This is a genomic window from Enterococcus sp. DIV0574, from assembly GCF_051711125.1.
Lineage (GTDB): Bacteria > Bacillota > Bacilli > Lactobacillales > Enterococcaceae > Enterococcus_D > Enterococcus_D gallinarum.
Map to the genome: position 1 here is coordinate 125,804 of NZ_JBIOMA010000001.1, position 21,638 is coordinate 147,441.

At 37.1% G+C, this 21,638-nt stretch carries 21 protein-coding genes and 1 pseudogene; 16 read left to right on the top strand and 6 right to left on the bottom strand.

Features of this window, described 5'->3' with window-relative positions:
* Positions 1-456: 456 nt before the first annotated feature.
* The gene (locus IGJ45_RS00610) at positions 457-954 is read right to left on the bottom strand and encodes a GNAT family N-acetyltransferase (protein ID WP_349703958.1); all 498 of its coding nucleotides are present in this window, start codon (positions 952-954) and stop codon (positions 457-459) included.
* Entirely contained in the window at positions 920-1,411 is a 492-nt protein-coding gene (locus IGJ45_RS00615) for a GNAT family N-acetyltransferase (protein WP_311828349.1), read from the bottom strand. Before IGJ45_RS00615 ends, IGJ45_RS00610 begins: the two co-directional genes overlap by 35 nt.
* 426 nt (positions 1,412-1,837) lie before the next feature.
* On the opposite strand from IGJ45_RS00615, the gene IGJ45_RS00620 reads away from it, so the two are divergent.
* Positions 1,838-2,335, top strand: coding sequence for a hypothetical protein (locus tag IGJ45_RS00620; protein WP_103300675.1), 498 nt, complete (start codon positions 1,838-1,840; stop codon positions 2,333-2,335).
* 17 nt (positions 2,336-2,352) lie between these two features.
* A complete protein-coding gene (locus tag IGJ45_RS00625) occupies positions 2,353-2,475 on the top strand; it encodes a hypothetical protein (RefSeq protein WP_311828348.1) in 123 nt (40 codons plus the stop codon).
* A 185-nt stretch (positions 2,476-2,660) separates the two neighbouring features.
* Here IGJ45_RS00625 and IGJ45_RS00630 read toward each other — a convergent pair whose 3' ends face one another.
* From IGJ45_RS00630 to IGJ45_RS00645, 4 genes are all read right to left on the bottom strand, one after another.
* Positions 2,661-2,882, bottom strand: a complete 222-nt coding sequence (locus IGJ45_RS00630; protein ID WP_376715990.1) for a winged helix-turn-helix transcriptional regulator — start codon at positions 2,880-2,882, stop codon at positions 2,661-2,663.
* A gap of 257 nt (positions 2,883-3,139) precedes the next feature.
* Entirely contained in the window at positions 3,140-3,652 is a 513-nt protein-coding gene (locus tag IGJ45_RS00635) for a hypothetical protein (protein WP_311828347.1), read from the bottom strand.
* Positions 3,653-3,799: 147 nt separating this feature from the next.
* The gene (locus IGJ45_RS00640) at positions 3,800-4,327 is read right to left on the bottom strand and encodes a hypothetical protein (protein ID WP_103300672.1); all 528 of its coding nucleotides are present in this window, start codon (positions 4,325-4,327) and stop codon (positions 3,800-3,802) included.
* Positions 4,328-4,603: 276 nt separating this feature from the next.
* Positions 4,604-4,735, bottom strand: a complete 132-nt coding sequence (locus tag IGJ45_RS00645; RefSeq protein WP_103300670.1) for a YvrJ family protein — start codon at positions 4,733-4,735, stop codon at positions 4,604-4,606.
* Positions 4,736-5,606: 871 nt separating this feature from the next.
* Between IGJ45_RS00645 and fic the strand changes: the two genes are divergently transcribed.
* The 14 genes and pseudogenes from fic (at position 5,607) to IGJ45_RS00715 (ending at position 21,509) form a co-directional block, all read left to right on the top strand.
* The gene (gene fic / locus IGJ45_RS00650; RefSeq protein ID WP_103300668.1) at positions 5,607-6,212 is read left to right on the top strand and encodes a protein adenylyltransferase Fic; all 606 of its coding nucleotides are present in this window, start codon (positions 5,607-5,609) and stop codon (positions 6,210-6,212) included.
* A gap of 15 nt (positions 6,213-6,227) precedes the next feature.
* The gene (locus tag IGJ45_RS00655; RefSeq protein ID WP_103300667.1) at positions 6,228-6,803 is read left to right on the top strand and encodes a recombinase family protein; all 576 of its coding nucleotides are present in this window, start codon (positions 6,228-6,230) and stop codon (positions 6,801-6,803) included.
* A gap of 265 nt (positions 6,804-7,068) precedes the next feature.
* A pseudogene (locus IGJ45_RS00660) lies at positions 7,069-7,258 on the top strand (hypothetical protein); the annotation flags it as partial.
* A 195-nt stretch (positions 7,259-7,453) separates the two neighbouring features.
* Positions 7,454-8,821, top strand: coding sequence for an AAA family ATPase (locus tag IGJ45_RS00665; RefSeq protein WP_311828346.1), 1,368 nt, complete (start codon positions 7,454-7,456; stop codon positions 8,819-8,821).
* A gap of 3 nt (positions 8,822-8,824) precedes the next feature.
* A complete protein-coding gene (locus IGJ45_RS00670) occupies positions 8,825-9,412 on the top strand; it encodes a hypothetical protein (protein WP_311828345.1) in 588 nt (195 codons plus the stop codon).
* 392 nt (positions 9,413-9,804) lie between these two features.
* On the top strand, positions 9,805-10,047 hold the full coding sequence (locus tag IGJ45_RS00675) for a hypothetical protein (protein ID WP_311828344.1): 243 nt from the start codon (positions 9,805-9,807) through the stop codon (positions 10,045-10,047).
* Between the two features lie 247 nt (positions 10,048-10,294).
* Positions 10,295-10,747, top strand: a complete 453-nt coding sequence (gene tnpA / locus IGJ45_RS00680; protein ID WP_103300663.1) for an IS200/IS605 family transposase — start codon at positions 10,295-10,297, stop codon at positions 10,745-10,747.
* A 307-nt stretch (positions 10,748-11,054) separates the two neighbouring features.
* Complete coding sequence (locus IGJ45_RS00685) at positions 11,055-12,773, top strand: hypothetical protein (RefSeq protein ID WP_171917798.1); 1,719 nt, start codon at positions 11,055-11,057, stop codon at positions 12,771-12,773.
* Positions 12,774-12,993: 220 nt separating this feature from the next.
* Positions 12,994-13,434, top strand: a complete 441-nt coding sequence (locus IGJ45_RS00690) for a MarR family winged helix-turn-helix transcriptional regulator (protein ID WP_311828343.1) — start codon at positions 12,994-12,996, stop codon at positions 13,432-13,434.
* Positions 13,431-15,146, top strand: coding sequence for an ABC transporter ATP-binding protein (locus IGJ45_RS00695; RefSeq protein ID WP_308052673.1), 1,716 nt, complete (start codon positions 13,431-13,433; stop codon positions 15,144-15,146). Before IGJ45_RS00690 ends, IGJ45_RS00695 begins: the two co-directional genes overlap by 4 nt.
* Positions 15,139-16,908 (top strand): ABC transporter ATP-binding protein, encoded by a 1,770-nt coding sequence (locus IGJ45_RS00700; protein ID WP_287036358.1) that lies wholly within the window; start codon positions 15,139-15,141, stop codon positions 16,906-16,908. Before IGJ45_RS00695 ends, IGJ45_RS00700 begins: the two co-directional genes overlap by 8 nt.
* 288 nt (positions 16,909-17,196) lie before the next feature.
* Positions 17,197-18,633, top strand: coding sequence for a glycoside hydrolase family 1 protein (locus IGJ45_RS00705; RefSeq protein ID WP_409531389.1), 1,437 nt, complete (start codon positions 17,197-17,199; stop codon positions 18,631-18,633).
* A gap of 185 nt (positions 18,634-18,818) precedes the next feature.
* Entirely contained in the window at positions 18,819-21,281 is a 2,463-nt protein-coding gene (locus tag IGJ45_RS00710) for a heavy metal translocating P-type ATPase (RefSeq protein ID WP_349703959.1), read from the top strand.
* Between the two features lie 27 nt (positions 21,282-21,308).
* Positions 21,309-21,509 (top strand): heavy-metal-associated domain-containing protein, encoded by a 201-nt coding sequence (locus tag IGJ45_RS00715; protein WP_103300656.1) that lies wholly within the window; start codon positions 21,309-21,311, stop codon positions 21,507-21,509.
* The last annotated feature ends 129 nt before the right edge of the window (positions 21,510-21,638 follow it).

Below are 21,638 nucleotides of genomic sequence, written 5' to 3' on the forward strand. Positions count from 1 at the left end.
TTTAATGTTACTGCTGTTCATATTGATTGTCCTATCTTATTATTTCATTTCCGTATTATGGTAGATTCTAGATCTTTTGAATGAGTGTAACATGGATATTATAAAAATGAATAAATAGCAAAAAGCCTCTTGCATGTTCAAGAGGTTTTTAATTTACTAATTACTTGCAGCCAAATCTTGGTAGTACCTAATGAGTGTGCCAACCAAGTTGTAATTAAATTGTTCAAGTCAGTGTTTTAATCTGATTAAAATTTAGTTCCGGCGTATTACAAATTCTTATTAGGACATCAGAGTATACCTTGCTAGTCTGTTTTTCCTGTCATTTTTCTTTTTAAATGGCAATAATTTTATTTTTTAGATGGCAAAAAATCTATGTAATTTCGTGTAGTGATAAAAATATTTTTCGCTTTATTTGCAAAAAGATCAATCCCAATAAACGAGGATTGATCCTTTTTTCTAGTTAATATATTTCTTTAAAATAACCTCATCACCGTTTGTTTCACCAGTTAAAGTAAATCCAAATTTCTTATATAAGCGTAATGCATTGTCGTTATCTGATTTTGTCGATAAAGTAATGACTGGAACGGATTTGCTTCTAAACTGTTCAACAATGATTTCCAATGCTTTTGTTCCGTATCCCTTATTTTGATACGACTTATCAATGGTAAATTGCCATAGCCAATATCGATCTTCATCATTGGGAATCGATTGATCAAACACAAGCGCAGCGTAGCCAATGACTTCATTATTCAAACAAATGAAATAAGGTTCTGCATATTCAGTCATAAAAGCGGATTGAATTGCCTCTGGGATTGATAAAACTAAATTTGAATGTACCTGTTCACTGGTAACAACTACATTATTTCCTAAGAAAGAATTCTTTTCATTCACTAGAAGTAAATGAATCCAGTCTTCAGTTTCATTTGTAAGTTTTTTTTTGAAGTTCAATTTCAACAGAATTTGTTTCTATTTGATTTACGTTATAGATGTTTATTATCTTATCGAAACCCGTGGATTTCCAAAATTTTAAACCTACGTAGTTATTGGTCGATACAACAAGCTCTGCTTTTTTTAGTTGTTTTTCAGCATAAAGATTCTCCAATTCTCTTATAGCAAGTTTACCAAATCCACAGTTTCTATATCTCTTACTTATATAGAAATGAAGAATATACATACTTGATGGATAGTCTTCAAATACCCATAAATACCCAATTATCGTATTTAAATAAAAAATACTCAAACAATGACAATCGTCATTCGAAAGTTCAGGGATTATGCTTTCGATATTTTCTAGAGGGGGTATGGGATCACGACCTTCCACATTGTTGAAATGTGGCTTTGCCTCTTCAAAGATGCAATTGAGAGCATTTTTTTCAACGGCTATTGAAGGTTTTAATGTTATTAAGCTCATAAATTTTTTCTCCTTATTAAATAATATGAAATTATTTAACAAAAAAAGTTGGTCTGCCCATATAGTTATCCTCCGTGTTCTTCTTTTAATTAATTCTACAGTACTTTCCCTTTTTTTTGAAACCCCTTTCTATATTGTGGGTTAGTGTCCAGAAAATCACGCATATAGACAAATTGGGAATGCAGTACCTGTGAACATGGGGCGTTGGATTGGAGAGCAAATGCAAAAATATTTTAGCAAATAAGTCAACTATTAGAAAAAATAACTGAAAGGATGAAGATAGTGAGAATTACAACATATTCGGCGATCATTATGAAAGATTTTTTAAAGACTTAGAGTTACAATAATGTAAGAATCTTATTTATACAATTATGATATAATAATAATGTATTAAAACACTATTATTATATCAGGAATGACGAGTCAATGAAAACAAATCTAAGTAAATACTTATTGTCAATTGTTACTGCAGGGACTTTTTTAGTATTTTCTACTTCTGTGGCAGTAGCTGCAGAAAGTCAAAATGTTGTTGAAGAAGAAAATTTATACGATACAGATGCTGGCATTCCAGATGATTTTGAAAATATGGAAAACATTGATCAAGTAATCTCAGAAATTGATTCCTTTTATATGCGAAACGAGAATCCATTTTTACGGGCAGCTGCGGGAACGAAGTGGGCCGAAGGCCAAAAAGTATGGGATGGCGAAGTAGGTTATTGGGTTACTAGTTATTTTTGGGTTAAAGGAAGCGCTATGTCCCCTTATTTTGTTGTTGGTCAAGCTCAAAGAAAAGCTGTGATTGCTAAATATGGAAGTGTTAACAACAAAACTTCCTACAAGATGAAAACGAAGCAGCATATTACACTAAAAGGTAAATGGAGCTACAAGACTGTTTCAGCTAGTGCCGTTTGTTACGGTCGATAAAGAAAGTAGGGAAAATCATGAAAGATATCATAGTAATTTTAATTGCGCTTATTTCGATTGGTTTTGCAGCATGGGGAACAGTTGTTGAAGGCAATTGGATGAAAGATCAAATAAAAAAGAAGAATGACAAGAAGCATTAAAGAATATCTTTCTTAAAAAAAGACACATTAATCTGTGTCTTTTATTTTCTCTATTTCTTTTGACAATTCTTTAAAGGGGTCAGAAACTTAAAAATTTCTGACCTGTTATATGATGATATTTTAAATGTTACATAGCGAATTTTATCAATATTCTTCAGTAGTTTTAGTATTTAGCTGTTCTTCCCTCAATAACAGATGGAATCTAAAACTGGTTTGAGTGATTGTCCTAAGATAGATAAACTATACTCTACTTTTGGAGATACTTGTGGAAACTCTTTTCGAATAATCAGCTTATCTTGTTCAATTTCTTTTAAAGTATCTATTAACTGTTTAAATGAAATCTTACCAATTCTACGTTTTAATTCATTGTATGGAAGGGAAGATTGGTCCATGGATAGGGCGTACAATATTAACGTTGTTTGCTAATTATTTATAATGAATTAAAAAGAATTTAGTCTAACAAAGATTCGTTTTTTCTTATTAATAAAAGTGCTAAATATGCAAACAAAAACACATAGGATTATGTAGTGTTCCCCCCTAAAAAGTTAAATCAAAAATCTAACTATTAGGGGGGAGATACATTAAACTACTTTACCCACGTATTTTTTTCACTTATTTTATTTAAAATGATTTACAATCATTGTATGTTGCTGATTTAATTACGTTATTTTTCAATCCAAGTACCATTTGTTAAACGAACACGTTTGATTTCATATGCCGCACTGATATTACTTGGATTACCCAGAATCATACCAATTTGAATACCATTACTAGGATCAGTATAGATACGACGTCGAAAAGTTACTTCAACTAATTGGTAATCTTTATTTGATTTCATAAAACTTTCTACTTGTTCGATTGCTTTACGTCCTGCGGTTAACGCATTTTTTTCATCATTTGCTGCCCCTTCGTCAATAATGTCGATCATTGAAACGCAAAGGTTTGCGAGCGTGACGTAAGGAGCGCTCGTTGTTATTCCTGCTAGAAAGAAAATTTTCTTTACACCTGCGTCTGCTAACATAGAAAGTGTATTTGATGTAAAGAAGTCAAGGGTTGTTTGATACGAGCTTTTTGGTTGTAACATACGATCAAGAAATGCTTGTTGAAAAGTTCGCATGCTCTCTAAATTTGCTGTTGTTAATTGATAGGTAGTCCATGATTCTGAACGAAATGCCATTTTTGTTCTCTCCTTTAAATTTAATATCAAATTTTGTATTGATCAATATTTATTTGATATGCTTATTATGGAGGAGATAGAAGGACATTATATTTTTTGTAAACTATAATTGATAAATTCTTTCAGGATTGAGGTTTATGACCAAAGTTACATTGATTTCTCTAAGAACTCCAGGATTTCTTTTTCCATACAATCTAGTCCAAGCTGCTTTGTAGTTTCAATAATTGGTTGTACCGGTTTTCCTGTTGTAATAGCTTCTAAAATTTTAAATTTATATAATTGTGAAACTGAAATGTCTTGTATCCTTTTATTAACTAAGGTAGACAGAAATCCGGTATATTTTTTTGCTAAAACATATGATTTTATTTCCAAGAAAAAGTATGACATGTTAGTATAAAACGAAATTATTTCTATGTCGTACTCGGGGATATGTTGAATAGAATTAATATATTTTTGTGTAATAGCAATCATATTGCTTACAAAATGATAATCGAAGAAACGCAAGTAATTATTGAATAAAGCAAATTCATAATGAAAAAATTCGTTCTTTTCAAACAGGTATTTCTTAATAGATTCTATATTGCTAAAGTTTTCATTTTTCTTTTCTAGGTAATGAGTATAGAAAAAATCTTTACTGTCGCCCTTTTTTGGTTTTATTATTTTAAGATGAAACATTTTTTTTTACAAGTTATATCAGAGTTGATCAGGATAGAAAATTCTTTATAAGAAACATTCATTCTGTCTAAAATTTCAAAAAGGAAATTGCTACTTATAAATGCTTGCCCACTTTCAACTTTGTAATAGTGCTGAGGAGATATCAAATCATCGGTTAAATACTTCACGGTAAGTTTTTTACCTTTTCTAATTCTATACAAGGTGTTTCCAATTATATGTTCATACATATTAATTATTGCCTCCCATAACATACTAAGAAACAAAGACTAGCAGAAGCTAATCTTTGTTTCTTTCTTTTATAATCTTCAACAATTCTTCGATCGATGATTGCAGACTAAGCATAGTTTTTTCTAATTTAGTTATTAGAAATATTGACAAAACAATTGGAAAACCTATATTTGCAATCATATCGCTTATCACTCCAAGCTATCCATAAAATTACCTCCCAATAATTTGTTGACCAAAAGGATCGATTTCAGTATACATATAAATTACCTCCTTGTTTCTTGAAAAAATATTAAGATTTTATGGACAAAAAAACTTAAAGTATCAGCTATAATTGATAGTGTCGCTGTAATTACATAAATGTATTTAGATAAGTCTCAGAGTGATATATAATAGACGAAAATAAATCATGGATGGTATTAAGTAAAATGAATAAAAATAAATTTAAAGATCATATTCTCCTTCCGCTTGTAGCAGTTAGTGGGTTGTTTTTTCTAGTGTATTCTGCCCGTTTATCACCTTCGGAACTAAAATATTTCACCGTTTGGACTTTCTTTTTATACTTGCTAGTAGCAATAGTTTTGGTTAGGATAGTGGACATATTACTGACGTTGCTTATAAAAATGATTAAAGCCCATAGAAAAAAATAAATTAACCTAGAATAAAAATTTGGATTTACGTTAACTGGTGAGACAAACGGTGATGAGGTGATCTTAAAGAAATATATAAACTATTCTGGTCGGTCAGATATGTTGAGCAAAATTAAAACTTGAACAACAGAATATGTAGGATGAAATTGTTAAAAAGAGTGTTCAGAAAATGACTAATTTCTGGACACTCTTTTTTAGATACCATAATTGATATGTATTACTCTATTTTTGTGTTCATAAACTCGCAACTAAATCATTGTTCAATTAAAATTTGGATTTACGAGTATTAGAAAATATTGGATGTGGGCAGAAACTTAATAGTTTTTGACACATGATTAAATTCGCGATATAATAGGCTTGAGAGTGTTTCATAAACTTATGTCATAAAGTTAAGGGGATTTTACATGATTTTAGAGAATAAATTGGGTTTGACCAATCAAGTTGAGTTGGCCAAGGCTGAAGAAAAACTCAGCAAGCAAAAAGCAAAGGAATTATACGATTCGGGGAAAATAAATGGAATCGAAGTTGGCACGTTTAAAGGCTTATCTGAAATTCATGATTTTCTCTTTTCAGAAATTTACGATTTTGCAGGAAAAATTCGAACGGTCAATATTGCAAAAGGAAATTTTCGATTTGCACCGGTCATGTACCTGGAACATTCGTTAAAGCATATTGATCAGATGCCGCAAACTTCTTTTGACGAGATTATAAAAAAATATGTGGAAATGAATATCGCTCACCCCTTTCGTGAAGGAAATGGACGAAGCACTAGAATTTGGCTGGATCTCATTTTGAAAGAAGAGTTGCAAAAAGTTGTCGACTGGAACTTAATAGATAAAGCAGACTATCTTTCCGCAATGGAGCGCAGTCCAATAAATGACTTAGAAATACGCTATTTAATTTCTAATGCTCTGACTGATAAAATTGATGATCGCGAGTTATATATGAAAGGAATCGATGTCAGCTATTTTTATGAAGGCTATTCTGAGTATACAATAGATGACTTGTAAGAGCAGGTGGATCAAATGACAAAATATGGCTATGCACGTGTTTCAACTGCTTCTCAAAGTACGAAAGAACAAATTCAACAGTTGATTGAGAACGGTGTAGATAAGAAAAATATCTTTTCAGAAAGATTTACAGGGACGAAACGGGATCGGCCAAAGTTTAATCAGCTGTTGGCCGGTCTGAAGTCTGGAGACGAAATTGTCGTCACTAAACTTGATCGGTTCGCCCGTAACACACGGGAAGCTTTAGAAATCATTGAGCCGTTGCTCGATGATAACGTTACAATCAAGGTTTTGAATTTAGGGACGATTGAAAATACATCGATGGGGAGAATGATCGTTCGTACCTTGTTGAGTGTTGCTGAAATGGAACGTGACATGATCGTAGAGCGCACGCAAGAAGGGAAAATGTTTGCAAGAAAAAATAATCCAAACTTTAAAGAAGGACGTCCGAAAGCTACAATCACTCCAAAGAAACGTCATGCATATGAACTACTTATTTCAGGTAAATCATACAAAGAGGTTGAAGCTATAACAGGTTTCAGTCGTAGTACGCTTTTCAGAATAAAGAAAAAAATTGAAGAGAGCAATTAGATGAAGATAAAAATTATAATTAGAAAAGCAATTTTATGAAAATATGTCAAACGCATGAAAGACAAGAAAAGAGAGAGCAATCCGCCTATGAGAAGGCGGTTTTTCGGGATCACCCAGGAAGACAAAGATACCGCGGTAAAGAGTTTGGATCTATGACAGAATAACGCCCTATATAATAGAAGGAAAAATTCGAGAGGTGAGAAAATGAACGGTAAAAAATCGTTCTAAATTTCCTGATAAGTACCACTTATCTCGCAAAAAGTCTGTGTATTTATTGAAGAAAAACAGTGTGGAACTGGTGTATAGTGTGGGGGAAATTTGAAGGGTTGAATACAACGTTATTGCAAACAGAAGAGATTATTAAGTAATAATGTGGCTGTGGATTCCTGACTGTCGTTAGCTTAAAAAGAGGTTTTGAAATGATTTTAAACGACGTACAGGAGCCCCTGTTAGAAATATGTTTACTTACTTTTCCAGGATAAATACGAGCTGATACATTTTAAGTAAGTTATTTTTGAAAGACATTTATTACTTAATATATGTGATATTCAAGAAATATTTTTTAAAAAAATTTATTTCTAAAAAAAAACTTATTAAAGTTGATATTTATACTATTCAGATGTACAATTTGTACATTAGGAGGCTATATTATGTTTAGTAGTTTAGAAATGAGTAATTTTAAATCTTTTTCAAACGGTTTAATTGATTTTGAGAATAAAAACAATAAGTCAGCCAAACATCTAGTCGCGATATATGGTGAAAATGGAAGTGGTAAAACAAATATAGTTGATGCATTCAGAATTTTAAAGTTTTCTATGTTAACTACTTTTTTTTCAGAGACTTTTACAAATTTTCAAAGTAGTGTAGCTGAAAAATTGCCAGATGCTGATAGTATTTCAAAACTTGAGGGAATTAAAGAAATATATATTGCAATGAAATTTAGAGATATTGGACGTTTGCTTGAAAATACACCCAGAATTAATTCAAAAGAGGATACAACCTTAATATACAATTTTTCTATAGATGGTATAAAAGGTAGTTATGAAATATCATATGATAATAATTGCAAACTAAAATCTGAGTCACTATATTATCTTGTCAACAAGAATAGAGGAAAGCTTTTCTCTATCGAAAATAATAGAGAAGAAATCGAATTGGAAATCAATCTAAATAAGATGATATTTAAAACATCTTCTTTAAGAAATGAGTTAAAAGATAGTATTTTAAAATTATGGGGTAAGCATACTTTTTTATCTATTTTTAAGCAATTCCAAAATCATATAAATGAAAGTTACGTGCTTGATAATGTTTCTGAAAATTTTCTGTCTGTCCTTGATGAGTTCGGAAAAATCATAATATGGACAGATGAAGTCAAAGGACCTTTTATTCAGCATAAAACTTTTTTATCTGACTTAGAAAGCGGAACTATAGACCGCGAAGATTTATTTAAGCTAGAGAAATGTGAAGAGGTTATCTTTTCGTACTTCTCTTCTCTTTATGCCGATATAAAAGATATTAAGTATAAAGTCAAAGAAAATGAGTCAAAAGTTGATTATCAATTATACGTAGTCAAAAATATTAGTGGAGAAGCAATTGAAATACCATTCTTTTTAGAATCAAATGGCACTAAAAACCTTTTAGAATTGTTGCAAGTATTTTTCTCCGCTGTTAATGGTAATATAGTGATAGTTGATGAAATTGATCAAGGAATTCACGATATTCTCATGAATAATATTATTAGAAATGTGTCTGAGAGTTTATCTGGGCAATTAATATTTACCACACATGATACGTTTTTACTTCAAGAGCTTCCACCATCATCGGCATATTTCATTAACTTGGATATAATGGGAAACAAATTAGTATTATCAGGAAATGATTATGACACCAAAGTCTTAAAGAATAATAATATGCAACGTATGTATTTAAAAGGAACATTCAATGCTATACCAGATCCATTGGACATTGATTTTATAGATATTTTTGATCCCATTATCGATCAGTCTGAAGAGGATTAATATATGAGGATAACAAATAACGGATTTAAAAAAGCTGTTGTAATTGTTCACGGTAAAAGTGAATACAGTATAGTAAAACACATACGTTCTAAATTAAGAATGCCAATAGAGATCTATCAAAAGAATGGTGGAGAAAGATCAATCGAAATATCTTCAATAATGGATATTTTGAATGGAGCGAATTTTAAAACGAGAAGAAACTTTCTAAAAGAATATGGCCAAATCCAAACAGACGAACAGAACAATTTACTTAATTTTAAAGTTTTTATAATAGTAGATGTTGATAATACACCCCAGCAAAATGTTGAAAATTATTGCAATAAATCTATGTTCAAAAAGCACTGGTTGTATGATTATATAATTCCAATATTGAATAATAAAGATTTAGAAGAAGCTTTAAATAGTATAGGATACACAGCAGCCAAAAATAGCAAAGATAAAAAAAAGTACAATAAAGTATTTCCGGTTCAAAAAGGCGAACAAGATTTAGATACTATAATTGCTTTAAAAGATGCATTTGAAAAAACTAATAAAAGTAACTTAGATGTTTTTTTAAGATATTGCCTTGAAAATTGTCCTAATTTTGAATAAAAACGTTGAATCTAATCTGTATTAGCTAAGTTATTTATCTGTAATGATAAAAATCGAAAGTAAGAAAGTTACCTACTCAACAAACAAGCTTTCGGTTTTTATCTTAATTTTTTTTAGATATAATTATATATAAGAATCTTTTTAGTTTACATAAGATATATTATACAAATTTAATTGTTTTTGTAGCTGGTACATCAATATTTTTAAAAATAGATGTTTATTTATGTAAACTATAAAAAGTGGATATTTGGTTACTGGCAAAGATTAAAATATATAAATTCGTATAGATTTTCCTCTTCTGGAAATTTTCTAAACGGTTTGCTATAGTATTATTAGATTTGCATAATTAGACTTTGCGCTCCCATTGATGAAGTTTTGGGTAGCACTCTTTGTTGGAGGACTACAAATGGAAAGAAAAAAAGATATTTGAGAAACGCTGGCAACTAGCTTCAAGTGAGCAAAGAGCGAGATACAATGATTTGTTGACCTCCTACCCTGCGATCGATTGGACTTATAAGGAAAAGAAATACTTTCTTTGGTTATGCCAGCTTGATATAGATACCTTTGAAACTTTCGAAGTGATTCTAGAAAAAATTAAACATGATGGTAGCAAAAAAGCAAATCATTTGGAATGAAATGCTTTTTTATTTAAGAATGCTTATATTATGTTTGAAAGGTTTTACAAAAAAATATATCCATTAATATCTAAAATAGATAATACATTATTTTATTCTTGACTTTAGTCAGTTTCGTTCGCGTAGCGTACGAAACAAAAAAACCGCGCGTTTCTACGCGTGGACGAAATAGCTTTAGCGATAAAAAAATCCTTTCGATATACTAATAGTGGCTACCAACCGCATATCAGATCGAAAGGATTTTTTTATGTCTAACGACGATAAAAGTTTAGCACATACGAGATGGAATTGTAAGGTTCACATCGTCTTCACTCCGAAGTATCGAAGAAAAGTGATTTATGGAAAATTAAGAGTAAGTATTGGCCAGATATTAAGAAAATTGTGTGAGATGAAAGACGTTGAAATCATTGAAGCTCATGCAATGCCTGACCACATTCAACTGTTAATAAGAATACCGCCAAAGATTAGTATTTCTAGTTTTATGGGCTACTTAAAAGGACGAAGTGCAACCTTAATCCATGAAAAACATGCGAATTTGAAATATAAGTATGGGAATAAAAGCTTTTGGTCCAAAGGATACTACGTAAGTACGGTTGGGTTAAATCAAAAAACAATTGAGAAATATATTAGAGAACAAGAAGCAGATGATAGAATAAGGGATAGTATAAGTAAACAAGAGTATGTAGATCCATTTAAATAGTTAAAAAGAGATAGGGCTGTGAGCGGTGGTGGTCATTTTAAAAGCCCCTTTTAAGGGGCTAGCGAGTGGTGAGCCCTTCTAGGGCTTTTTACTGCGTTGATACACTTCGTAATTGTACTTTATAAAAAAGTTATAGGAGGTGTAGTTTTTTTGAAGCTGAATTTAGCTTTCATTAAGGACACTTCATTAAGGGGACGCTTCATTAAATTTTTACAATGATACCCTTTTCAAAAAGGCTTATTTTTTACCTTATCCGACAATTCTGTTATTCTAAAAAATAAGAACTGTTTTGCAAGGAGGTCATTTAGTGAAAAAAACAGTTTTATTCAAGCCGACAGTTCTGCAATTGCTCGTTATTTTCTGTGTAAGTATGCTGCTATTGTTGCCGCAATTGTTCGGTCGTGGCTTGATTTTAGGTTCGGACGCCGTCTTTCATTTTAATCGTTTTTATGAGACGAGCCAGCAAATCAAAGAAGGAAACTATCAATACTTTCTTTCCATTTATGGTTTTCAGCAATCTGGTCGGATCGTCAATGCATTGTATGGACCATTTTTTGCCTATTTTCAAGGATTATTAGTTTTGATCAGTCGTTCTTGGTTCCAATACCAACTCTTATCAAATGGATTGCTGTACCTTTTGGCAGGAACATCAATGTACACGTTACTGCGAAAATTGAAAGTTTCGGGCTGGTTATCTCTAGGCATGGGCATCCTTTTTATGACCACGTATTCGATCCAATATTGGGTCGAACGACAAGGGTTTTCGGCTTGGGGAGCAGCAATATTGCCTTTTTGTTTCATTCCATTGATTGATATGACGCGCTTTCAACGGATCCGTCCGTTTGCTGTGGGCGTGTCAGTAGCTGCGCTGTTTCAAATCCATGTTTTTTCGAGTATTTTATTGGTTTTGATCTATATCCCTTTCTTTTTGCGCACTTTTTTGAAAAGCCAAGGTAAAAAGCGGCTCTTGCTTCATTTATTCGCCGCCATTGGAATTTTTCTGCTGTTGACTGCCAATATTTGGCTGGCAATGCTTGATCTTTATCAAAGCAATCAGTTACTGCCACCATTCGTCAATCACCACATGGAGCGAAATACGATTACGGGTACCAGCAGTTACTGGTGGACATCGCCCTACCTTTTCCCATTGGTCTGTGGGCTATTTTTTGCCGGAGCTTTAAAAAAATGGCAAGAGATCCCCAATGGATTGAAGCTGTTGACTGTCGTTGCCGGCATTTTTTTCCTGTTATCGTCTAACTATTTGCCATGGCAATGGTTATCTAGTCTCGAAAATCCATTGATTGAACTGATTCAATTTCCGTTTCGCTTTTTTGTCCCTGCGACAGTGCTGATTCTTGCAGGATTGTGTCTTTTGCGGCCCTATTTAGCGGATAGCCGTCTGAATCGGCCGATTTGGCTGATTTTGCTTTTAGTTGTCAGTGTGGGCCAGATTATGTTTCAAACCAGTACTAAGATGAGTGAGTGGCAATCCAGCGATTCCGCGGTGAAAATCAGAAACCACTCCTATCTGTTTGTTTCTGATCAGCAGACGCTGAAAGAGGCTTATTTCAGTCCAGACAAAGCGAAGGCACTGGTGCTGTTCCAACGGTCAACCCCCGATTATGTTCCCATCTATCGTGACACAAAGGAAAATAAATACGATGCTTACGGGGAACAAATCATCAAGCAGAATACGACAGTGCAAAAAGCGGTTGTTAATGGACAGTTGATTTTGCGCTGGCAAGGAGAAGATTCTAGCTGGAAGGCGTTGCCGGTCATCAATTACCAACGAACGACCTTACAGCTTAACGGACAGCCATTGAAGCGTTCTGACATCAAAGTGAGTACGATAGGGGCAGTGACTGTTAAGCAACAGACAGGGCTCAACGAGCTGATCGTGGATTATGATGCGCCGTGGTATTTTGACTGGGGACTGTGGTTGACAATGGCTGCATGGGTCTTATTGGCTCTCGGTTTTCTTTGGAAAAAACGGCAGCTGTTTGCTGCAGTTAGACGCCAAAAATGATCAAGAGAACGGTTGTCGGCGGCTTTTTTGTAGACAGCAATGAATGATTAACGGACTTAAACGAAAAAGAAGCAGCTGTGGTGTGCAACACTTTAGCTGCTTCTTTTTCGCTTAAGATTTTTTAAGTAAAAAATTTTTGAAAAATTAGTTGCGTGCGCAACTAATTATCTTTATACTGAACCTACTGTATTTACCTTACTGCATGTAAAGGAGAAAAATTATGGAGTCAATCATTCGTTCAATCAACCACATTGCCCGTTTAGCCGCATTGTACCGGGAAAGGGAACTAAAAAAATATGGGTTAGGTCCCATGCATCATACGTACATTTTAAATGTCTGTCGTAACCCTGGGATCAGTCAAGAAGCTTTAGGTCAGTTGATTTTTGTCAATAAAAGCAATGTTGCTCGCCAGTTAGCAGTCTTAGAAGAAAAAGGGTATGTTCGTCGGCAAACGAGCAGTTTGGATGGGCGGCGACTGCTCGTTTATCCAACCGATAAAGCGTTGGCGATGCAACCTATCCTCCAAAAATTGTTGAAACAGTGGAACGAGCAAGTCTTAGAAGGGTTTTCTGAAGCAGAACAGCAAAAATTGCTGGCAGATCTACAACTAGTAAAAGAAAACTCACAGCGTGCTTTAAAGAAAGAAGATGAGGTTCAGTGAAGTTACTAAAAAAATATTTGCACCCGTATATTGGGCGTATGTCTCTCGGGGTCAGTATCAAGTTTTTTGGGTCTTTGATGGATCTGCTGTTGCCATGGATCTTAGCCTATATCATTGATGCAATCATTCCTACAAAAAATGTTTCCGCCATTTTCTTGTGGGGTGGTGTGATGCTGCTGTGTTCTGTGATTGCTGTTGTAACAAATATTCTTGCCAATCGGATGGCTTCCAGTGTTGCCAGAGACGCTACTGGCAACATACGTCATGATCTTTTTGCCAAAGTGGCCTATTTATCGATTCCGCAGATCGAACAAGTCGGTATCCCTTCGCTGGTTTCGCGGTTGACTACGGATACTTACAATATTCATCAAACAGTAGGCATGATCCAACGACTTGGCATTCGGGCGCCGATCCTCTTATTAGGAGGAGTGTTGATCACAGCAACCTTAGATCCGGTGCTGACACTCGTATTAGTTGGAGTTTTACCATTCACATTAGTTGCCGCCGTTATTATTTCTAAGCGAGGGATTCCTTTGTTTGCCCAATTGCAAAAGCGAGTAGACACGCTAGTTCGCACCGTCCGGGAAAATGTGACGGGTGCTCGTGTGATCAAAGCATTATCGAAAGCAGACTATGAAAAACAACGATTTCAGCGAGTCAATCAGTCAGTCGTTGCGGCAGAAACAAGGGCGAACCGGACGATGGCTGCCACACCACCTTTAATGGATTTTTTTCTGAATGCGGGATTGACATTGGTGATTTTAGTGAGTGCTTATCGGGTGAATGCCGGGTTGACGCAGCCAGGGGTGATTATTGCTTTTCTCACCTACTTTACGATTATTCTCAATGCGATGTTAAGCATCACGCGAATTTTCGTGATCGTCTCAAAAGGTTTGGCTTCCGCAGACCGTATTCAAGCTGTACTGCGCCTGCCGCAGGATATGAAGGTCGTTCCCCTTCCGGCAAGAGACGAAGAAGCACACATTGTATTTGACCACGTTTCTTTTACTTATCCTGATGGTACGTCCGTTCTGAAGGAAATCGATTTTTCTCTAGTCAAGGGACAGACGTTAGGAATCATCGGAGCTACCGGCAGTGGTAAATCAACGATTGTACGCTTACTGCTGCGTTTATACGATCCGACCAATGGACAGATCCGCATCAATGGCCGTGATATCCGCTCACTGGATCCCGAAGAGCTGCACCAATATTTTGGCATTGTTTTGCAAAAAGACATCCTTTTTGCTGATACGATCGAAGAAAATATTGATTTTGGGCGCCGCTTTTCAAAAGAACAAATCGAAGAAGCTGCCGCTAGGGCACAAGCAAAGGAATTTATCCAGCAATTGCCACAACAACTGGCCTATGAACTTCATGCGAAAGGAAGCAATCTAAGCGGTGGTCAAAAGCAACGAGTCCTCCTATCCCGTGCATTAGCTGGTGAACCACAAATTTTAGTCTTGGATGATTCAGCCAGTGCATTGGATTATCAGACAGACGCCAAACTACGCCAAGTACTTAAACAACAATTTGCGGACACAACGTCGATTTTGATTGCACAACGAATCAGTTCGATCCAGCATGCAGATAAGATTCTTGTGTTGGAAAATGGCCGCATGAGTGGATTCGGCGATCATGCCACATTACTGGCGACGAATACCATCTATCAGGAAATCTATCATGGACAGACAGGAGGGAAAATCAATGCCTAGCAAGACAGTCGCCGAAAAACCAAAAGAGACGAAAAAAACTGTGAAGCGTCTCTGGCACTATTTGTATGAAACGAAATGGCTTCTTCTATTATCAGCAGTTTTAATGATGGCTAGCAATCTGTTTTCCTTAGTAGGTCCACTGCTTTCCGGTTATGCCATCGATGCGATTCAGCCAGGACTAGGAAAAGTCATTTTTCACCGGGTATTCTTTTATTGCGGATGGATGATTGTTTTTTATCTTTGTTCAGCGGTGTTAAGTTATCTGATCTCATTATTGATGATCCGTCTGAGTCAACGTGTCGTCCAGTCCATGCGCAAAGCGATTTTCGACAAAATTTCTGAATTGCCGATCGGCTACTTTGATCGTGTCCAAACAGGCGATATCATTAGTCGAATCAGTTATGATGTCGATACGATCAATACATCATTAGCTAGTGATGCCATCCAAGTGCTGAGTAGCTTAGTCACCATTATTGGTTCGTTTATTATGATGTTGCTGATCTCTCCAGTGCTCGTTTTGATTTTTGTAGTGACAGTGCCTGCCTCGGTTCTATTGACTCGTTATTTAATGAAGAAATTTCAGCCATTATTTCGGCGTCGTTCGCGAAAGCTAGGGGAATTGAACGGATTTGTAGAAGAAATTCTTTCGGGTCAGCAAACGATTAAGATCTATAACCAAGAAGAACCGATCATTGAACGATTTGATGAAAAAAATCAGGCCGCAGTTTCCTCTTATTACAATGCAGAATATTATGGTAGCATGACGGGCCCGTCCATCAACTTTATCAACAATGTTTCGTTGTCACTGATCAGTGTCTTTGGCGCACTGCTATTTTTATTCGGTCGTCTCTCTTTAGGAAGCGTCTCCTCCTTCGTGTTGTACTCTCGTAAATTTTCTGGACCGATCAATGAGCTGGCCAATATCTTTAGCGATTTGCAATCCGCATTGGCAGCAGCAGAACGGATCTTTCGCTTGTTGGATGAAGAACCGGAAGTCTCCGATGTTCCTGATGCCTATGAGTTTACAGAAGTAACCGGGCGTATCCAATTGGATCATGTCTCCTTTGGGTATCAAAAGGATCGCATGATCATTAAGGACCTATCGCTGGACGTTGCCCCAGGCAGTTTAGTCGCTATCGTTGGTCCAACCGGGGCAGGTAAGACCACGATCGTGAATCTCTTGATGCGTTTTTATGATCCGGATCAAGGAGTGATTCGTTTAGATGGACAGGACATCAAAAAAGCGACGCGCAGCAGCTTGCGCAAAAGCTATGCGATGGTGCTGCAGGATACTTGGTTATTTACTGGAACTGTCTTTGAAAACCTGGCTTACGGTAAAGCATCCGCGACTCTTGCTGAGGTAGAGGCAGCGGCTAAAGCAGCCCATGTCCATGAGTTCATTCAACAATTGCCAAAAGGGTATGACACACTGATCACAGAAGATGGTGGCGGGATTTCGCAAGGACAAAAGCAGCTTTTGACCATTGCTCGTGCGATGCTTTTGGATGCGGATCTCTTGATTTTAGATGAAGCCACATCAAATGTCGATACCCAGACCGAGGGGTTGATCCAAACGGCAATGACTGAGCTGATGAAAGGCAAAACGTCCTTTGTGATCGCTCATCGTCTCTCCACTATCCGTCACGCAGATGTGATTTTAGTGGTCCAAAACGGTAATATCGTCGAACAAGGGACTCATGATGAATTATTAGCTAGAGCAGGTGCGTATGCAGCCCTTTACCAAGCACAGTTTGATGAATAAACGACGAATAGCTAGGATCTATGAAGTAGCAGCTTAACAACTGGACTAGAGATCTAAGCATAGTAGCAGAACAATCGGTATTGCATCTAGTTGCAACGAAGATTTATTGAATCTCAGAATTACACAATGACTAGGATAGGCAGTTTGTTGCAGGCCTCTCGTCGCAGCTGCTTCTTTTTCAAGCAAGCAGTTACAAAATTATGCAGCGTTTCCATGACAAACCGCTTTTTTATCGGTATACTTAGAAAGGAAACATTCTGAATTATCGAAAGAAAGAAGGGAACCTGTGTGTTTCATAAACAATTAAAAGATTTCCCCAAAGATTTCTTATGGGGCTCTGCGTCTGCAGCGTACCAAGTCGAAGGGGCTTGGCAAGAAGATGGGAAAGGCGCATCAGTATGGGATGATTTTGTGCGCATTCCTGGAAAAACATTTAAAGGAACAAATGGGGATGTCGCAGTCGATCATTACCATCGATTCAAAGAAGATGTGGCATTGATGAAAGAACAAGGGTTGAAAACCTACCGCTTTTCTGTCGCTTGGACACGGATTTTTCCAGAAGGCCGAGGAGAAGTCAATCAAGCAGGGCTAGATTTCTATTTGGCTTTGATCGATGAATTGCTTGCAGCAGGAATTGAACCAATGGTTACGCTCTATCATTGGGACTTGCCTAAAGCGTTGCAAGAAGCTTACGGTGGTTGGGAATCTCGCCAAATCATTGAAGACTTTACAAATTATGCTGCGACACTTTTCGAAGCATTTCGCGGCAAAGTCAAATACTGGGTCAGTCTGAATGAACAAAATGTGTTTACCTCATTAGGTTATTTATTGGCTGCTCATCCGCCAGGTGTCACTGATCCAAAGCGGATGTATGAAGTGAATCACATTGCCAACTTAGCCAATGCTTCTGTAATCAATACATTTCATGAGATGGAGATTCCGGGTAAAATCGGACCTAGTTTTGCTTACACGCCAAACTACCCGATCGACAGTGATCCCAAAAATATTTTGGCAGCAGAAAATGCGGAAGATTTGATGGCGCATTATTGGATGGATGTCTACCTATGGGGCGAATATCCGATCGCAGCAATGAACTTCTTGAAAGAACAGGGGATCGCGCCAACGATTGAGCCAGGAGATATGGAACTGTTGCGTTCGGCAAAACCGGATTTCTTAGGGATTAATTATTACCAAACTGCCACTAACGCAGCAAATCCGTTAGATGGGGTAGGCGCTGGTAAAATGAATACAACTGGAGAAAAAGGCAGTTCAGAAGAAACAGGAACACCTGGTATGTTCAAAAAAGTCGAAAATCCATTTGTTGATCGTACCAATTGGGATTGGGAAATTGATCCTCAAGGGTTGCGAGTGGCGTTACGCCGTATCGCTAGCCGCTATCGGATCCCAGTGATGATCACTGAAAATGGACTTGGCGAATATGACAAGTTGACAGACGATCATCAGATTCATGATCAATACCGCATCGATTATCTGTCAAGCCATGTTCATGCAATCAAAGAAGCAATCAGTGATGGTGCAGAGGTGCTAGGTTACTGTACTTGGTCATTTACTGATTTATTAAGCTGGTTGAATGGCTACCAAAAACGTTATGGTTTCGTTTATATCGATCAAGACGAAAATCAAGACGGTAGTTTGACCCGTTATAAAAAAGACAGCTTCTATTGGTATCAAGAAGTGATCAAGACCAATGGACAAAATAGTTAATTCATAGCAAAATAAAAAGTACGTTTCTAAAAAAGAAGCGTACTTTTTTTGTAGAATGAAAATCGTTGACAAATGTAAACGGTGGAGGTAAAGTAGAAGAGTAGAGATTACAGTTGTAATCAAAAGGCAGCCTCTTTCGCTTATTTGAGGAACCCAGTACGATATTTCATTAAGGAGGAATAAAAATGGCTGAAGGAAACTATGCAATCGAAGGAATGACCTGTGCCTCTTGTGCTCAGACGGTCGAGAAGGCCGTCAGCAAAGTCACAGGTATCGAAGAAGCCTCCGTCAATTTGGCGACGGAAAAACTTCACGTTCGCTACGATGAAACTCAGGTAGATGAACAACTCTTAGCAAAAACAGTAGCCGATGCCGGCTACTCTCTTATAGGAAATCAGCAGCAAGCAACATTCCAGATTGAAGGGATGACCTGTGCTTCTTGTGCCCAGACGGTTGAAAAAGCCGTGAACAAACTTGCAGGTGTTCAAGCGGCTACTGTCAATTTAGCCACGGAAAAATTGACAGTTCGTTACGACAAGCAGCAACTTAATACAGCTACCATTGAAGAGGCAGTAGCTAAAGCAGGATATCAAGCTTTTGGCGAAAAAACTGCGGAGCCGCAATCGGCAAAGAAAGACCCAATTCAAAAGTTATGGCAACGATTTTGGTTGTCTGCCATTTTTACCGTGCCATTATTTTATTTAGCAATGGGCGAAATGATCGGTCTGCCGCTCCCTTCCTTTTTGAACCCTATGACACAGCCTGTAGCATTTGTTAGTACACAATTGATCCTTGTGCTCCCTGTCATGATCTTTGGCGGTGCTTTTTTTAGCAATGGCTTCAAAGCGTTGTTCAAAGGGCATCCTAATATGGACTCTCTGGTGGCGTTAGGAACCAGTGCGGCTTTTTTATATAGTTTGTATGGAACGGTCATGGTTTTTTTAGGAGAGACGCATTTCGCGATGCATTTATACTATGAATCAGCTGCGGTGATCCTCACATTAATTACACTAGGCAAATACCTTGAATCCGTATCAAAAGGCAAGACCTCTGAAGCTATCAAGAAATTATTGGATTTAGCACCAAAAACTGCTCGGATCTTAAAAAATGATTCAGAAATGGAAGTGCCAGTCGAGCAAGTCGTGGCTGGCGATATTGTGATTGTTCGTCCCGGTGAAAAAATTCCTGTCGACGGACAACTGATAGTAGGACATTCAGCAGTGGATGAGTCAATGATCACTGGAGAGAGCCTTCCGGTGGAGAAACAACCTGGTGATTCAGTTGTTGGAGCGAGTATCAATAAAACGGGTACGTTTCGCTATCAGGCGACAAAAGTTGGCAAGGATACCACTCTGGCACAGATCATCCAGCTAGTGGAAGATGCCCAAGGTTCGAAAGCCCCAATTGCACGATTAGCTGACAAAGTTTCGGGTGTTTTTGTTCCGATCGTGATTGGCTTAGCGTTACTAGCAGGACTGGCATGGTTTTTCTTCGGACAAGAGTCGTGGATCTTTGCACTGACGATCACTATTTCGGTATTAGTCATTGCCTGCCCCTGTGCCTTAGGATTAGCAACACCAACGGCAATCATGGTGGGAACTGGGAAAGGCGCCGAGAATGGTGTATTAATCAAAAGCGGTGATGCATTAGAAACGACTCGCAACATCACAACGATCGTTTTTGACAAAACCGGGACGATCACAGAAGGGAAACCAGTTGTGACAGATCTTTTACCTTATGGCGAACATACGAAAGAAATGGTCTTGCAGCTAGCAGCTTCTGCAGAAGATGGATCGGAGCATCCACTGGGAGAAGCTATCGTAGCCGCTGCCAAACAACAGAAATTAACATTTTCTTCAGTTAGTCATTTCCAAGCCGTCCCTGGTCATGGAATCACGGGAAGATTGGATGGAAAAGACGTGCTGTTAGGAAATAAAAAGTTGATGGATCAAAAACAAATAGATGTCTCATCTGTAATTGCATCTGCCGAAGGCTTAGCAAAACAAGGGAAAACACCAATGTATGTTGCCATGGACGGCGCATTGATTGGGTTGATTGCTGTGGCCGATACGGTGAAAACAAGCAGCGCACAAGCCATTGAACGTCTGCATCAAATGGGCATCAAAGTGGCGATGATCACAGGGGATAATTCGCGAACAGCACAAGCCATTGCTGATCAAGTAGGTATCGATGAAGTCATTAGTGATGTGTTGCCAGAAGATAAGGCGGCTAAAGTGGCAGAACTGCAGCAAACTGGACAAAAAGTTGCCATGGTAGGTGACGGAATCAATGATGCACCAGCTTTAGCCAAAGCAGACGTCGGTATCGCCATTGGCTCAGGAACGGATGTCGCCATTGAATCTGCAGATATCGTGTTGATGCGTAGTGACTTGATGGATGTGCCGACTGCAGTGGAATTGAGTCGAGCAACCATCAAGAATATCAAAGAAAATCTTTTCTGGGCATTTGCTTATAATGTTTTGGGAATCCCTGTTGCCATGGGATTACTGCATCTTTTTGGCGGACCGCTTTTGAATCCGATGATTGCAGGGGCAGCCATGAGTTTTAGTTCAGTTTCCGTCTTATTGAATGCGCTACGTTTAAAACGGTTCACTCCAGTCAGTAAACGAGCAGCAAGAAACCAATAACAAAATAGAGAAGAAAGAAGGATCATTATGAAAAAAACATATCAAGTCGACGGCATGAAATGCGAAGGCTGTGCAAAAACGGTACGAGAAACACTTGCTCAAGTAGTCGGTGTTACCGAAGTTACAGTTGATTTGAACAAGAAAACTGCGACCGTCACAGGCGATGCCTCAGATCAAACGGTGACAGCTGCGTTAAAAGATACGCCTTATCGTTTACTTACTATCTGATAAACATCGAGAGGAGAGCAAGTAAAGAAATGGATCAAAAATAAAAACAGTCAAAGCGAGCAGTGAACAAGACTAATACACCCAAAAACCGAAAAATCTTTTCTCTATATTTTGGTTGTTCTTTTGTCT

What these genes read in the sequence shown, in the direction of transcription:
- IGJ45_RS00615 (WP_311828349.1), bottom strand. Translation starts at nt 1,411, where the DNA reads ATGAGCTTAATAACATTAAAACCTTCAATAGCCGTTGAAAAAAATGCT.
- IGJ45_RS00620 (WP_103300675.1), top strand. Translation starts at nt 1,838, where the DNA reads ATGAAAACAAATCTAAGTAAATACTTATTGTCAATTGTTACTGCAGGG.
- IGJ45_RS00625 (WP_311828348.1), top strand. Translation starts at nt 2,353, where the DNA reads ATGAAAGATATCATAGTAATTTTAATTGCGCTTATTTCGATTGGTTTT.
- IGJ45_RS00635 (WP_311828347.1), bottom strand. Translation starts at nt 3,652, where the DNA reads ATGGCATTTCGTTCAGAATCATGGACTACCTATCAATTAACAACAGCA.
- IGJ45_RS00640 (WP_103300672.1), bottom strand. Translation starts at nt 4,327, where the DNA reads ATGTTTCATCTTAAAATAATAAAACCAAAAAAGGGCGACAGTAAAGAT.
- IGJ45_RS00645 (WP_103300670.1), bottom strand. Translation starts at nt 4,735, where the DNA reads ATGATTGCAAATATAGGTTTTCCAATTGTTTTGTCAATATTTCTAATA.
- fic (WP_103300668.1), top strand. Translation starts at nt 5,607, where the DNA reads ATGATTTTAGAGAATAAATTGGGTTTGACCAATCAAGTTGAGTTGGCC.
- IGJ45_RS00655 (WP_103300667.1), top strand. Translation starts at nt 6,228, where the DNA reads ATGACAAAATATGGCTATGCACGTGTTTCAACTGCTTCTCAAAGTACG.
- IGJ45_RS00665 (WP_311828346.1), top strand. Translation starts at nt 7,454, where the DNA reads ATGTTTAGTAGTTTAGAAATGAGTAATTTTAAATCTTTTTCAAACGGT.
- IGJ45_RS00670 (WP_311828345.1), top strand. Translation starts at nt 8,825, where the DNA reads ATGAGGATAACAAATAACGGATTTAAAAAAGCTGTTGTAATTGTTCAC.
- tnpA (WP_103300663.1), top strand. Translation starts at nt 10,295, where the DNA reads ATGTCTAACGACGATAAAAGTTTAGCACATACGAGATGGAATTGTAAG.
- IGJ45_RS00690 (WP_311828343.1), top strand. Translation starts at nt 12,994, where the DNA reads ATGGAGTCAATCATTCGTTCAATCAACCACATTGCCCGTTTAGCCGCA.
- IGJ45_RS00700 (WP_287036358.1), top strand. Translation starts at nt 15,139, where the DNA reads ATGCCTAGCAAGACAGTCGCCGAAAAACCAAAAGAGACGAAAAAAACT.
- IGJ45_RS00710 (WP_349703959.1), top strand. Translation starts at nt 18,819, where the DNA reads ATGGCTGAAGGAAACTATGCAATCGAAGGAATGACCTGTGCCTCTTGT.
- IGJ45_RS00715 (WP_103300656.1), top strand. Translation starts at nt 21,309, where the DNA reads ATGAAAAAAACATATCAAGTCGACGGCATGAAATGCGAAGGCTGTGCA.